The sequence below is a fragment of the Pseudomonas sp. S9 genome (genome assembly GCF_000222125.1).
In the GTDB taxonomy this organism is placed as follows: Bacteria; Pseudomonadota; Gammaproteobacteria; order Pseudomonadales; family Pseudomonadaceae; genus Aquipseudomonas; species Aquipseudomonas segetis.
In genome coordinates this window covers 241,152-254,468 of sequence record NZ_AFFX01000004.1, presented here as the reverse complement: position 1 = coordinate 254,468, position 13,317 = coordinate 241,152, and the positions used below count along the sequence as shown (strand labels likewise).

General features: G+C 56.7%; 13 protein-coding genes. 7 read left to right on the top strand and 6 right to left on the bottom strand.

Annotated elements, in window-relative coordinates:
* Window positions 1–2: 2 nt before the first annotated feature.
* Complete coding sequence (gene pdxR / locus PSES9_RS0110190) at window positions 3–1,469, bottom strand: MocR-like pyridoxine biosynthesis transcription factor PdxR (protein ID WP_010486595.1); 1,467 nt, start codon at window positions 1,467–1,469, stop codon at window positions 3–5.
* Window positions 1,470–1,570: 101 nt separating this feature from the next.
* Here pdxR and PSES9_RS0110185 point away from each other — a divergent pair, with 101 nt between their 5' ends.
* From PSES9_RS0110185 to PSES9_RS0110175, 3 genes are read left to right on the top strand one after another with little or no spacing between them, the layout of a single operon-like run.
* The gene (locus PSES9_RS0110185) at window positions 1,571–2,203 is read left to right on the top strand and encodes an FMN-binding negative transcriptional regulator (RefSeq protein ID WP_010486593.1); all 633 of its coding nucleotides are present in this window, start codon (window positions 1,571–1,573) and stop codon (window positions 2,201–2,203) included.
* A 16-nt stretch (window positions 2,204–2,219) separates the two neighbouring features.
* A complete protein-coding gene (locus PSES9_RS0110180; RefSeq protein WP_010486590.1) occupies window positions 2,220–2,663 on the top strand; it encodes a GNAT family N-acetyltransferase in 444 nt (147 codons plus the stop codon).
* 13 nt (window positions 2,664–2,676) lie between these two features.
* The gene (locus PSES9_RS0110175) at window positions 2,677–3,369 is read left to right on the top strand and encodes a GNAT family N-acetyltransferase (RefSeq protein WP_010486588.1); all 693 of its coding nucleotides are present in this window, start codon (window positions 2,677–2,679) and stop codon (window positions 3,367–3,369) included.
* Between the two features lie 304 nt (window positions 3,370–3,673).
* Here PSES9_RS0110175 and moaE read toward each other — a convergent pair whose 3' ends face one another.
* The 5 genes from moaE to dmeF form a co-directional block, all read right to left on the bottom strand.
* Window positions 3,674–4,129 carry a molybdopterin synthase catalytic subunit MoaE gene (moaE, locus tag PSES9_RS0110170; RefSeq protein WP_010486586.1) on the bottom strand — a complete coding sequence of 152 codons (456 nt, stop codon included), beginning with the start codon at window positions 4,127–4,129 and terminating at the stop codon, window positions 3,674–3,676.
* 2 nt (window positions 4,130–4,131) lie between these two features.
* Window positions 4,132–4,380: a MoaD/ThiS family protein gene (locus PSES9_RS0110165; RefSeq protein WP_010486584.1), complete on the bottom strand. Its 249-nt coding sequence runs from the start codon at window positions 4,378–4,380 to the stop codon at window positions 4,132–4,134.
* Complete coding sequence (gene moaC / locus PSES9_RS0110160) at window positions 4,377–4,868, bottom strand: cyclic pyranopterin monophosphate synthase MoaC (protein ID WP_010486582.1); 492 nt, start codon at window positions 4,866–4,868, stop codon at window positions 4,377–4,379. The genes PSES9_RS0110165 and moaC overlap by 4 nt, the downstream gene beginning before the upstream one ends.
* 140 nt (window positions 4,869–5,008) lie before the next feature.
* The gene (locus PSES9_RS0110155) at window positions 5,009–6,400 is read right to left on the bottom strand and encodes a PhoH family protein (protein WP_010486581.1); all 1,392 of its coding nucleotides are present in this window, start codon (window positions 6,398–6,400) and stop codon (window positions 5,009–5,011) included.
* A gap of 338 nt (window positions 6,401–6,738) precedes the next feature.
* Window positions 6,739–7,701, bottom strand: a complete 963-nt coding sequence (dmeF, locus tag PSES9_RS0110150) for a CDF family Co(II)/Ni(II) efflux transporter DmeF (protein WP_010486579.1) — start codon at window positions 7,699–7,701, stop codon at window positions 6,739–6,741.
* Between the two features lie 152 nt (window positions 7,702–7,853).
* Between dmeF and yaaA the strand changes: the two genes are divergently transcribed.
* From yaaA to PSES9_RS0110130, 4 genes are all read left to right on the top strand, one after another.
* Window positions 7,854–8,633 carry a peroxide stress protein YaaA gene (yaaA, locus tag PSES9_RS0110145; RefSeq protein WP_010486577.1) on the top strand — a complete coding sequence of 260 codons (780 nt, stop codon included), beginning with the start codon at window positions 7,854–7,856 and terminating at the stop codon, window positions 8,631–8,633.
* A 623-nt stretch (window positions 8,634–9,256) separates the two neighbouring features.
* Window positions 9,257–10,567, top strand: coding sequence for a GDP-mannose 6-dehydrogenase (algD, locus tag PSES9_RS0110140; protein ID WP_010486575.1), 1,311 nt, complete (start codon window positions 9,257–9,259; stop codon window positions 10,565–10,567).
* Window positions 10,568–10,639: 72 nt separating this feature from the next.
* Window positions 10,640–12,121, top strand: coding sequence for a mannuronan synthase (gene alg8 / locus PSES9_RS0110135; protein ID WP_010486573.1), 1,482 nt, complete (start codon window positions 10,640–10,642; stop codon window positions 12,119–12,121).
* 26 nt (window positions 12,122–12,147) lie between these two features.
* Window positions 12,148–13,311 (top strand): PilZ domain-containing protein, encoded by a 1,164-nt coding sequence (locus tag PSES9_RS0110130; protein ID WP_010486570.1) that lies wholly within the window; start codon window positions 12,148–12,150, stop codon window positions 13,309–13,311.
* Window positions 13,312–13,317: the final 6 nt, after the last annotated feature.

Here is a 13,317-nt window from a genome sequence, read left to right as displayed (position 1 = left end):
TGTTAAACACTCCAGGCAATGCGCAGGGCGCTCAACGCTGCCTCGATATCGGCTTCGGACACCGCAGCAAAACCGAGTACCAAGCCAGCCCTCTGGTCTGGCGTCTGCTCGCTATCGGGCAACCAATAGCTGCTCAACGCATTGATTTCAACACCGACCGCCGCCGCCGCTGCGATCAATTCCTGCTCGCGCGCAACGGTCACGACCCTGACACACAGGTGAAGCCCGGCGTCCACCGCAGGCATGGCTGCGCAACCGTCAATGGTGCTGGGCCAACCCGCCAAGAGCGCATCGCGGCGACTACGGGCGGCACTGCGCATGCGACGGATATGCCGTTGAAAATGCCCGGCGGCGATAAACTCGGCCATCACGGCCTGGGTACCGATCTCTGAATGGCGCATATCCAGGGCGCGGCGCCTCGAGAAGGATTCTGCCAGGCTCGCCGGTAAAATCAGATAACCCAGGCGCAAGGCCGGAAAGGTAATCTTGCAGAACGTGCCGACATACAGCACCCGCCCCCGCCGGTCGAGTGCAGCCAAGGGCGCCAGAGGTGTTCCACGATAACGGTACTCGCCATCGTAATCGTCCTCGACAATCCAACTGTCGTGCCGCTCAGCCCACTCAAGCAATTCCAGCCTACGCTGCAACGACAAGGTCACCCCCGTTGGGTATTGATGTGAAGGCGTCACATAAGCCAAGCGGCAATGCCCCAACCGCTCAAGCGCCGCCGTATCAATACCCTCGTCGTCGACCGCCACGCCCTGCAACCGGCCGCCAGCAACGGCAAATGCATGGCCAGCCGCGCGGTACCCCGGGTTCTCAACCGCCACCCGGTCGCCCGGCTGCAACATCAACTGCGCACACAGGCTGATGGCTTGTTGCGCTCCGCTGGTGATCACCACCTGCGCCGGATCACACTGCAAGCCACGACTGTTGCGCAGGTACGCCACTATCAGCTCGCGCAGCTGACGGTCCCCGGCGGGATCTCCGTAACCCAGCCGGACTGGCGATGGCTTGCGCCAGAAGCGTGCCGACAATCTTGCCCAGGTTTCAAAGGGAAACAGGTCGAATGCCGGAACGCCCACTCGAAATGCCCGTGGCGCGCCCTCTGGTGGCCTGGGCAGATGATGATCATCTAGCAGGCGCAGAGCATCGCTCGGCGCGGGACTGGCAACTTGCACCGCCGCAACAGCGGTAACGCTCGCAAGCTCGGCAACATAGGTGCCATCGCCAACCCGGCCCTCAATGTAGCCCTCGGCATATAGCTGGTCGAACGCCCGTGTCACCGTATTGCGCGACACACTCAACAAGTCGGCAAGATCACGACTGGCTGGCAAGCGCGCCCCACCCGGCAAGCGCCCGTCGAGGATGCGCTCGCGCAGGCGCTGATACAGCTGGCGTGCCAAGCCAGGTCCGGGCCCAAGCCGCACACCGGACAGATCAACCGGCAAGGGTGCATTCACCACCATAATTGGCACCTTCAAGTTGAGAAAAAATGGATCTTACAACAGGCCAATATTCTGCCTAGCATGCAGCCATCAATCCACAACCCTGCATCAGAAGAGCCAGCATGTATTTACCCACAGCGTTTCGTCAGGATGATCTTGGTGTGCTGCATGAGGAGATCGATAAAGCTCGCTTGGCGACAGTAGTTAGCCACGGTGCAAGCGGTTTTCAAGCCACTCATTTGCCCGTGTTGCTGATTCGCGAGGAAGGCCAGTACGGCACCCTTTATGGTCATCTGGCGCGGGCCAATCCCCATTGGCGCGACTGGCAAGCGGGCAGCGATGCCCTGGTGATGTTCAACACCACGGATGGCTATATCAGCCCTGCCTGGTACCCGGCCAAGGCAGAGCACGGCAAAGTGGTGCCGACCTGGAACTACATCAGTGTCCACGCACGCGGCCCGATCGAGCTGTTCGATGACCCGCAGCGCCTGCTGCAACTGGTCAGCCGCCTGAGCGACAAACATGAAGCCCCTCGCCAGAAGCCATGGTCTGTGGATGACGCGCCCGCTGACTACATCGACAAGATGCTGCGTGCCATCGTCGGCTTTGCCCTGCCCATTGCGCACCTTGAAGGCAAATACAAACTCAGCCAGAACCGCGACCCGGCCGATCGACAGGGTGTTCGCGCTGGATTGCAAAGCAGCACCGACCCACGCGACCAGTTACTTGCCGGGCGTATGCCCTGCGCCGATTAAAACGGAGGATCAAGCCATGTCTCTTGAAATTCGCCCTGTAACCGCTGCCGATCAAAGCGCCTGGCTGCCACTTTGGCAGGGTTACCAGCAGTTCTATAAAACCGAAATCAGTGCTGCGACCAGCGCCGTCACCTGGCAACGCTTTCTCGACCCCGCCGAGCCAATGCATGCGGCTATCGCCTGGCAGGACGGCGAACCGGTTGGTGTTGTGCATTGGATATTTCATCGCTCGTGCTGGACTGTTGGCGACTACTGCTACCTGCAGGATCTATTCGTTGCCCAACAGCTGCGCGGCTCAGGTGTTGGCCGCAAGTTGATTGAGCATGTCTACGCCCAGGCGGCAGCTGCGGGCGCTTCAAGGGTGCATTGGTTGACCCATGAAACCAATACCGACGCGATGCAGCTCTACGACCGTATTGCCGACCGCTCAGGCTTTGTCCAGTACCGCAAACTATTTTGACCGAGGCATCCGGATGACTTACCAACTCAACGATCACCCACTCGGTTGGCAGGCGGCTGCGATGCCGCAACGCAGCGTCTTGAGCGGAAGGTTTGTACACCTGGAGCCGCTGCAGGCAAGTCGGCACGGTGACGACCTGTGGCATGCACTGCAAGGCCCGGAATCGGACCCCAAGCTATGGGATTATCTGGCGGTTGGCCCCTTTCCTGAGCGTGCGGCTTTCGATGCCTGGCTCCACGCCAATCAGGCCAGCAGTGACCCGCTGTTTTATAGCGTGATCGATAACGCCAGCCAGCGTGCAGTCGGGCTGCTCAGCTATCTGCGGATCAACCCTGGAGACGGCACCATTGAAATTGGTCATATCTCCTTTGGCAAAGTCATGCAGCGTTCCCCGGGCTCAACCGAAACCCTTTGGCTACTGGCCAATCAGGCAATGACAGACCTGGGCTACCGGCGGCTGGAGTGGAAATGCAACGCGCAAAATGCCCGTTCAATGCGCGCGGCCGAACGCCTCGGGTTTGTCCATGAAGGCATATTCCGCCAGCACATGGTGGTCAAAGGCCGCAACCGGGACACCGCCTGGTTTTCGATAGTCGACAGTGAATGGCCGCGCTGCCGCGATGCGTTCAGGCGCTGGCTGGACGTTGCCAACTTCGACAGCCAAGGCCAGCAGATCAACAGCCTTGAGGCGCTCCGCAGGCAATAATCCGTAGATAAACATCGCTGCGTAGGGTGTGACAACGCGAAGCCTGTCCACCAGAAATCGCCAAGCATCCAAACTCCGCGCCGTAAATGGCGGACAGAAAAGCGCTGTCCGCCCTACAGAATAAATATCACCCAGTAGGGTGCGACAACGCGAAGCTTGTCCACCAGAAATGGTCATATCACCAAGCTCCGCGCCGCAAATGGCGGACAGAAAAGCGCTATCCGCCCTACAGGATAAATATCACCGCGTAGGGTGCGACAACGCGAAGCTTGTCCACCAGAAATGACGGATGTCCGTCGTGAGCTTAATCCTGCTTCCAGCGTTGCGCTGCTTGTTGGTCGCTGCAGCGCCCCTCGACCCAGCGAGGGCCGTCTGCGGTGTCTTCTTTTTTCCAGAATGGCGCACGGGTTTTCAGGTAATCCATGATGAACGCGCAGGCCTCAAATGCAGCTTCACGGTGGGCACTGCTGGTGCCGACAAACACAATCGGCTCACCGGGTTCAAGGCGGCCAATACGGTGGATCAACTCGACCTTGAGCAATGGCCAGCGTTGCGTGGCTTCATCAACAATCTTGCCCAACGCCTTCTCGGTCATGCCGGGAAAGTGCTCAAGAAACATGCCGCCGACATCACGCCCTTCGTTGAAATCACGCACATAGCCGACGAAGGTCACCACAGCGCCCACACCGAGATTTTGCGCATGCAGCCTGCTGAGCTCGTCGCCAGGGTCGAATGCATCAGGCTGAACCCGAATGCTCATCACTAGCCTCCGGTTACGGTTGGAAAAAACGCCACTTCATCACCTTCGGCCACGGCCTCATCAAGGCTGCACAACTCCTGATTGCGTGCGCACATCAGGTTCTGCTCGGCCAGGACCTGCCAGGCACCGCCACGCGCCAGCAAAAACTCACGCACATCGTTCAAGGTGGAAAAATCTTCACTGTTGCTCAACTGCTCGCCATCGAGGCCCAAGGCTTCACGGTAGCGGGCGAAATACTGCACACGAATCATTGCTCACCTTCCACTTGAGCGGCCGAATGCTTGAAGTGGCCGCTCTTGCCGCCGAGTTTTTCCAGCAGGCGCACGCTCTCGATCGTCATGCCGCGGTCAACCGCCTTGCACATGTCATAAATAGTCAGGGCGGCAACGCTGGCGGCGGTCAGTGCTTCCATCTCGACCCCTGTCTGCCCGCTCAGCTTGCAGCGTGCCTGAATGCGCACCGCATCAGAGCCCTCGGCGCTCAGCTCGACCTTGACACTGGTCAGCATCAGGGGATGACACAACGGGATCAGGTCAGAGGTTTTCTTCGCGGCCTGAATCCCGGCAATACGTGCCACAGCAAAGACATCACCCTTTGGGTGATCACCCTCGACGATCATCTGCAATGTTTGCGGGCGCATACGCACCAGGGCTTCGGCCACGGCCTCGCGCACGGTCGATGACTTGTCGCTGACATCGACCATGTTGGCACGGCCTTGTGAATCAAGATGAGTGAGCACAGCGTTACTCCAAGCTAGGATGGCCCGATTGTAAACCCCAGAGTCAGCTTTCGGCACCTGCGAATATCAATAAGTACTCATCTGTGGCCCATAAAAAAGCCCTGCAAGCTGACGCCGGCAGGGCTTTGATCCAGGTTCTGCTACATGTGGGTTTCAGCGTACTCGGCCAGAATCGAGCGCGGCACGCCTTGCAAGGTGATATGCACGCCGTGGGAGAAATCCTTGAATCGCTCCGTCAGGTAGGTCAGGCCAGAACTGGGTGCTGACAAATATGGCGTATCGATTTGCGCCAGGTTGCCCAGGCAAATCACCTTGGACCCTGTACCCGCACGGGTGATGATGGTTTTCATCTGGTGCGGTGTCAGGTTCTGGCACTCATCGATCAGGATCAGGCTCTGCTGGAAGCTGCGCCCGCGAATATAGTTAAGGGATTTGAACTGCAGCGGTACCTTCTGCAGGATGTAGTCGACGCTGCCATGGGTGTTTTCATCATCCATGTGCAAGGCTTCGAGGTTGTCGGTAATAGCGCCCAGCCAGGGCTCCATTTTCTCGGCCTCGGTGCCGGGCAAGAAACCGATTTCCTGGTCGAGCCCCTGCACGCTGCGCGTGGCGATGATGCGCCGATAGCGCTTGCTGACCATGGTTTGCTCGATCGCGGCAGCCAGGGCCAGGATGGTTTTGCCCGAGCCTGCCGCGCCCGACAGGTTGACCAGGTGAATATCCGGGTCCAGCAAGGCGTAGAGCGCCAACGCCTGATAGATATCGCGCGGCTTGAGCCCCCAGGCTTCCTGGTGCATCAGCGGCTCCTGATGCAAATCAAGTATCAGGATCTCGCCCTCATCGATCTCCTTGATCCAGCCGACAAAGCCTTGCTCATCAATGATGAACTCGTTGACATGGACCGAAGGCAGGTTGTCGGTAAGCTGGACACGGTGCCAGGTTCGGCCGTGGTCCTGGCGCGTCTCGACCTTGCTCACACGGTCCCAGAAACCGCCAGACATGTTGTGATAACCCTGCGACAACAGCGAGACATCATCGACCAGTTGGTCGGTGTGATAATCCTCGGAGTCGATGCCACAGGCACGCGCCTTCAAGCGCATATTGATGTCCTTGGTGACCAGCACCACGGACAAACCAGGACGGCGCGACTTCAGCTCGACCAACTGGTTAATGATTTTATTGTCGTTGAGGTCTTCCGGCAGCCAGGTGATGGGGGCTGCGCTTTTGCTCATCAGGATCGATAAAAAGCCGCATGCGCCGCTCTTCTCTCGTTGAATCGGTACGCCGTGCTCCACTTCCTCAGGTAATGCGCTCCCCAGAATTTTGTCGATCAATCGAATCGCCTGACGGCATTCAGCAGCTACCCCTTGCTTACCCGTTTTGAGCTTGTCCAACTCCTCCAACACCGTCATCGGGATGGCGACGTGATGTTCCTCAAAATTGAGCAACGCGTTGGGATCGTGGATCAGCACATTGGTGTCGAGGGCGTAGAGGGTTGGAGCGGTGGGCTTACAGCGTCCGTGGTCATCCATACTCGTTCACCTTCTAGTAGAAGCCAAGCAACGGAATGCCAGATCAGCGCTCCGCTGCACAGGACCGCCGACTTCTCAGGGGCGACTGAGAAGCTGCAAGCAAGGTGAAGAGCAATATCGCCACCTGACTGCAGGGTTCGGCGTCTGCTTCTTTGATACTCCAAAAAACATGACAGTTAAACGAAGATTTCAGTTTTTTTATGTTTATTTGTCGGACAGACGAATAGCGCTTGGCGAGCTGGCCATGTGCCGTTAAAGTCGTAAGTCCCATCGATGCTTTTGCCAGTAAAAATTTCGCTTTCCAGGCATTTCCCTGCAATGCGTCACAACCTTCAACATCAGCACGAAAGATGCTCAGTCTCGTCTGGGGCCTCGCACCGATTGACCTCCACGGTCACATGCACCAACTCCCTTATCTGCCCCAACTGCAGCTTGTAATAATCTGCGGTGACCTGCTGGTGCGTCACCAGGCTGACAATGCAAGCAAACTGGCTGCGCCCCACCCGCCAGGCATGCAAGTCGGTGACATGGGTATCGGCATGCTGCTCCAGGGTGGAGCGAATGCGCGCGACAACCGGATGATCCATTTCCCGATCAAGCAGCGCCTTGCCGGTCTCAACCAAAAGGCCCTTGGCCCAGACCGCGATGATCACCGAGCCGATTACCCCCATCAAGGGGTCCAGCCAATCCCAGCCTAGCAACATCCCGCCGAGCAATGCCGCAATCGCCGCTACCGAAGTCAGGGCATCGGCCAGGACATGGATAAAGGCAGCATGACGATTGAGATCCCGCCCTGCATGTGACTCGACATGTTCGTGACCATGCCCATGAGCATGGCCGTGCTCATGCTGATCGCGTAACAGCCATGCCGACAGCAGGTTAACCAGCAAGCCAATGACCGCGACAACCAGGGCCATATCAAAGGCAATCACCTGTGGGTTGAATAACCGCAACAATGATTCAAACGCCAGCATGACCACGACTACAACCAGCATCAACGCGCTGGCAAACCCTGCCAGGACTTCAACCTTCCAGGTACCAAAGGCAAAGCGCTGGTCATTGGCGTAGCGCCGCGCCATGAAGTAGGCCAAGGCGCTAAGGCCCAGGGCAACCATATGCGAGGCCATGTGCCAGCCATCAGCGAGCAGTGCCATCGAGTTGAACAAATAGCCGGCAATGATCTCGACCAGCATGGTTGCACCGGTCAACGCAGTAACCCGCCAGGCCTGGCGCTCTGCGTGGGTTTCAAGTGGGCGGTAGTTGTGAGATTGCTGCCACCGCGAATGATCACAGTCGTTCATGCTGACATCCTTGCTGGTAATGGGCCGAAAGAGGCGCTTCGAAGCTTGCCGGGCATCGGAAAAGGTTCATTAGCTTAGCCCATTGGCTTAATAGCTAGAGTCCACAGGCCAGCTAGGCATAAAATCGCTCCAGACTTTAAGGAGCAGACTTTATGCTGATGGTGATTTCTCCGGCGAAAACCCTCGATTACGAGACGCCGCCTGTGACCGAACGTTTTACCTTGCCACAACACCTTGATCATGCCGGCGCATTGATCAGTCAATTGCGTGACTACTCGCCGCAGCAAATTGCCGAATTGATGCACCTGTCAGACAAGCTCGCTGGCCTTAATGCCGCGCGCTTTGGCAGTTGGTCGACGAGTTTCACCCCAGAAAACTCGAAACAGGCTCTGCTGGCATTCAAAGGTGACGTCTACACCGGCCTGGCGGCAGAAGACTTCAACGATGCCGACTTTGAATTTGCCCAGCGGCACTTGCGCATGCTCTCGGGGCTCTATGGCCTGCTGCGCCCGCTGGACCTGATGCAGCCATACCGCCTGGAAATGGGCACCAAGCTGCAAAACCCAAGGGGCAAGGATCTCTATGCCTTCTGGGGAGAGCGCATCAGTGGCTGGCTTAATGACGCATTGGCCGAGCAAGGTGACGACATTCTGCTCAACCTGGCATCCAATGAGTACTTTGGCGCAGTCAAACGGAATGCCCTGAATGCCCGCATCATCAACACCGAGTTCCGCGATGAAAAAAATGGCGAGTATAAAATCATCAGCTTCTATGCCAAAAAAGCACGAGGGCTGATGGCGAGATACGTCATCAAGGAAAAAATTTCCGACGTACGCGACCTGATGAACTTTAACGACCAAGGGTATCGCTACGCACCCGAGCGCTCGAAACCCGACAATCTGGTATTCCTGCGCGAGCAACAAAATAGCTGACACTCCCTCCTCTTCCAACGGGTTGAATATCCAGCCCGTTGAGCCGCTTCGCCCAGCAATACTTGATATATCACTTAACTAACGAATAGTTCAGTGGAAATCCAAATAGATTCAACACCACACTTAATCGACCCGGCTTCGCGGGCGTGACAATTACAAAGTGCCACCATTAGTTGCCATCAAAGTGCAATTACTTAATAGTTGCACCACTGACTTATCTTGAAAAAAAGTTGACGAACGGTCTGAACTTACAGAATTTTCCTACACTCATATTCCGCGTAACACACTTCTTCGCGCAACTTTTGGCGCGAACCAAACTGCCCTAACTCTCGATAAGACAGTCGAGGTAACTGTTCACCTGGATAATTTGACAGACAAGATAAAAGACTAGGTAGCTGATGGCAGTTTGCACCTAAACCAATCATTTCAAAGAGGTTTTTGAGCAGAACGCTCACGCCCGTGAAATGAGTAAAAACAGTATTTGCCTGATCACGCCCCTAACTAAGCGGGCGGGAATTAATGCGACTGTAATAAGTAAGCGAGATAACAATACAGGTAGGAAACAGCACATCGAAACCCGCGAAACATAATTAATTCTGTAATAACTGAATGAGGTTAAGACCATGCGCATTAGTATTTTTGGTTTAGGTTATGTCGGCGCCGTATGTGCCGGTTGCTTGTCTGCTCGGGGCCACGAAGTTATCGGCGTGGATATCTCCGCCACTAAAATCGACCTGATCAACAATGGTAAATCGCCTATCGTCGAGCCCGGCCTGGAGGCACTACTGCAAAAAGGCCTGGCCGCCGGAAAACTGCGCGGAACTACTGATGTAGCCAGCGCAGTTGCGGACAGCGAAGTGTCATTTATCTGCGTCGGAACTCCGAGCAAAAAGAACGGTGACCTTGAACTCAACTACATCGAAGGCGTGTGCCGTGAAATCGGCATGGCCATGCGCGACAAGAGCGCTCGACACACCGTAGTTGTACGCAGCACCGTCTTGCCTGGCACCGTTCGTAATGTCGTGATTCCGATCCTTGAAGAGTGCTCTGGCAAGAAAGCCGGTGTCGATTTCGGTGTTGCAGTGAACCCTGAGTTCCTGCGTGAAAGCACGGCCATCAAGGATTACGACTTCCCGCCAATGACAGTGATTGGCGAGTCGGACACCACCTCCGGCGACCTGCTTGAAAGCATCTACAGCGAGCTGGATGCACCGATCATTCGCAAGACCATCGATACCGCTGAAATGATCAAGTACACCTGCAATGTCTGGCACGCCACCAAAGTGACCTTCGCCAACGAGATCGGCAACATTGCCAAGGCGGTTGGCGTCGACGGCCGCGAAGTCATGGACGTGATATGCCAGGACAACAAGCTCAACCTGTCCAAATACTACATGCGCCCAGGTTTTGCATTCGGCGGTTCCTGCCTGCCGAAGGACGTTCGCGCCCTGTCCTACCGCGCCACATCCCTGGACGTCGAAGCCCCGCTGATCAGCTCGTTGATGCGCAGCAACCTGGTCCAGGTGCAAAAGGCATTCGACATCATCTCGCGCTGCAACAAGCGCAAGGTTGCCTTGCTCGGCCTGAGTTTCAAGGCTGGGACCGATGACCTGCGCGAAAGCCCTCTGGTTGAGCTGGCTGAAATGCTCATCGGCAAGGGCTACGACCTCAGCATCTTCGACCGCAACGTCGAGTACGCCCGTGTCTACGGTGCCAACAAAGACTACATCGAGTCGAAAATCCCTCACGTGTCCTCGCTGCTCAACAGCGATTTCGAAAGAGTGGTCGCCGATGCCGACGTGATAGTGCTGGGCAATGGCGACAAGGACTTTGCGCCATTGGCTGACGAGAAGTTCGAAGGCAAGCACGTCATCGACCTGGTTGGTTTCATGACCACGGCAACTCGCAGCGGTGCCGAAGGCATCTGCTGGTAAATGAACCCGCCCCGGGTCCAGGCCGCAAGGCGTATGCCCGGGGCGAGTCCAGTGAATTCGATGGAAACGCATATGGATAAGCTCAAGACAGGCCTCCTGGAGGCTGCTGGCTGGCTGTTTTACCTGTCATTACTGATGTTGCTCGCCTTGGCCTTGCCGACCAGTACCTTCGACCCTGAATCGAAGCACTATCTGCTGCTGATTGGCGCCGTCGGTATCTGGCGTTATTCCATGGGTGCCATACATTTCGTGCGTGGCTGCCTGTTCCTTTACCTGGTCTACCCCTATTACAAGCGCAAGGTCCGCAAGCTCGGGACTGCTGCCGACCCATCCCATGTATTCCTGATGGTCACCAGCTTTCGTATCGATGCGCTTACCACTGCAATGGTCTATCGCTCGGTCATACGCGAGGCCATTGAGTGCGGTTACCCAACAACCATGGTGTGCTCGATCGTCGAGCTTTCCGATGAGCTGTTGGTGAAAAGCATGTGGGAGAAAATGAATCCTCCGGCCCACGTCAAACTCGACTTCGTGCGCATTCCCGGCACGGGTAAGCGTGATGGCCTGGCCTATGGTTTTCGCGCCATTTCGCGGCAAATGCCGGACAACAACGCAGTGGTTGCAGTCATCGATGGTGACACCGTGCTGGATGTCGGCGTGGTGCGTAAAACCGTGCCCTGGTTTCAGCTGTTCCCCAATTTTGGCGGCCTGACCACCAATGAGTTTTGCGAGGTTCGCGGCAGCTACATCATGAGTGAATGGCACAAGCTGCGCTTCGCTCAGCGCCACCTCAACATGTGTTCCATGGCCTTGTCCAAGCGGGTACTGACCATGACCGGGCGCATGTCTGTATTTCGCGCCCAGGTGGTAACCAACCCGGAATTTATTGCCGATGTTGAAAGTGATCACCTTGAGCATTGGCGCCTGGGTCGCTTCCAGTTCTTGACCGGCGACGACAAATCCAGCTGGTTCAGCCTGATGCGCCTCGGCTATGACACCTTCTACGTGCCAGACGCGGCAATCAATACCGTCGAACATCCGCCAGAAAAGAGCTTTATCAAAGCCAGCCGCAAGCTGATGTTCCGCTGGTACGGCAACAACCTGCGGCAGAACTCACGGGCCTTGCGCCTGGGAATAAATCGCCTGGGCGCCTTCACCAGCCTGGTCTTGTTCGACCAGCGCGTGTCGATGTGGACAAGCTTGCTGGGCTTGGCCGTAGCCGTGATCGCCAGCATCAAGTACAGCCCGGCATTTATCATCATCTACCTGTTGTGGATCGGCATTACACGCTTGGTATTGACGCTTTTGCTCAGTCTCAGCGGCCACCGCATCGGCCCAGCCTACCCCGCGATTCTTTATTACAACCAGATTGTCGGCGCCATGGTGAAGATCTATGTGTTCTTCCGCCTTGACCAGCAATCCTGGACCCGTCAGCCCACCAAACTCAACCGAGACCTGGCCAGCTTTTCACGACTGTTCAACAGCTGGTCTTCGCGAGCCATGACTTTTACTGCCACCAGCGTATTCATCGCCGCGCTTCTCGCGTTGGTGTGACCAGAACTGAATAGGAAATAAACCCAATGAACACAGCCGTCAATGTCAACGTGGTCCATGAATCGGAAGCTCAGCGCCAGCACGCCCGGGTCAGAATCCCAGCAACTTTGCGCTACATCGCCAAAAACCGCGAACAGGTTGAAGTCCGTGTGCTCGACCTGTCGGCGGGAGGATTCAGCTTCAACAACGAAAAAGCCCCGGCCAATGTCGGCGACTATCACAAGGCGCGCATGCAATTCCAGCTCGACAGCCTCAACCTGAGCCTGGATATCGAGTTTCAGGTGTGCTCGACCGACCCGGTCAACAAGCGTGTGGGCTGCCAGTTTCACAACCTCAAGCCCCGCGAGATAGCGACCTTGCGCTACCTGATCAGCGCGCACCTGAGCGGTGAGATTGTCTCCACCGGCGACCTGCTCAACACCTTGCAACGGGAAAATTTCACCAAGCCACGCAAGCAGGGCAACAGCGGCGGCATGAGTGCTTTCGGCCGGATCAAGGCAGTGACCTTCAGCATTGCCATCTTTGCAGTCGGCGTCGCCGCCTTTGGCTACATTTTCAAATCCATCTACGGCTTGTATTTCGTCACCCACGCCTCATCCGGCATGGTCGACGTTCCCAGCCTGAACATCACCATGCCACGTGAAGGCACAGTGCAAAGCCTGGTTGGCGCCGACGGCATCATCAACAAGGGCGCACCGGTTGCGACGTTCTCCGCCAGCATGCTGGAAATGCTCAAAGGCCAGCTCAGCGATGAACAGCTGACCCCAGCCAACATCGAGCAGCTGTTCAGCAAACAGATGAAAGGCACCTTGACCAGCCCGTGCAATTGCAAAATCGCCCGGCAACTGGTGGCCGACGGCCAGTTCGCCAGCAAAGGCGACGTGATCTTTGAAATGGTCCCGCAAGACACCAAGGCCAGGGTCCTGGCGAGCTTCCCCTATCGCAAGTTTGCCGAAGCACGTCCTGGTACGCGAATCAAGTTCTGGGTCGCGGGCGATGACCAGCCACGCAGCGGCAAGATCATCAGCACCAATCTGCACAACGGCGGCTTGTCGTCTGATATCCGCGCCACTATCGAACCGGACCAGACCCTGCCAAGCACCCTGGCTGGCCAGCCTGTCGAAGTCGAAATTGATCGCGGCCCCTCCCTCGACTGGGTGATCGATAAAGCGACTGCAGCTGGCTACTAAGGAGGA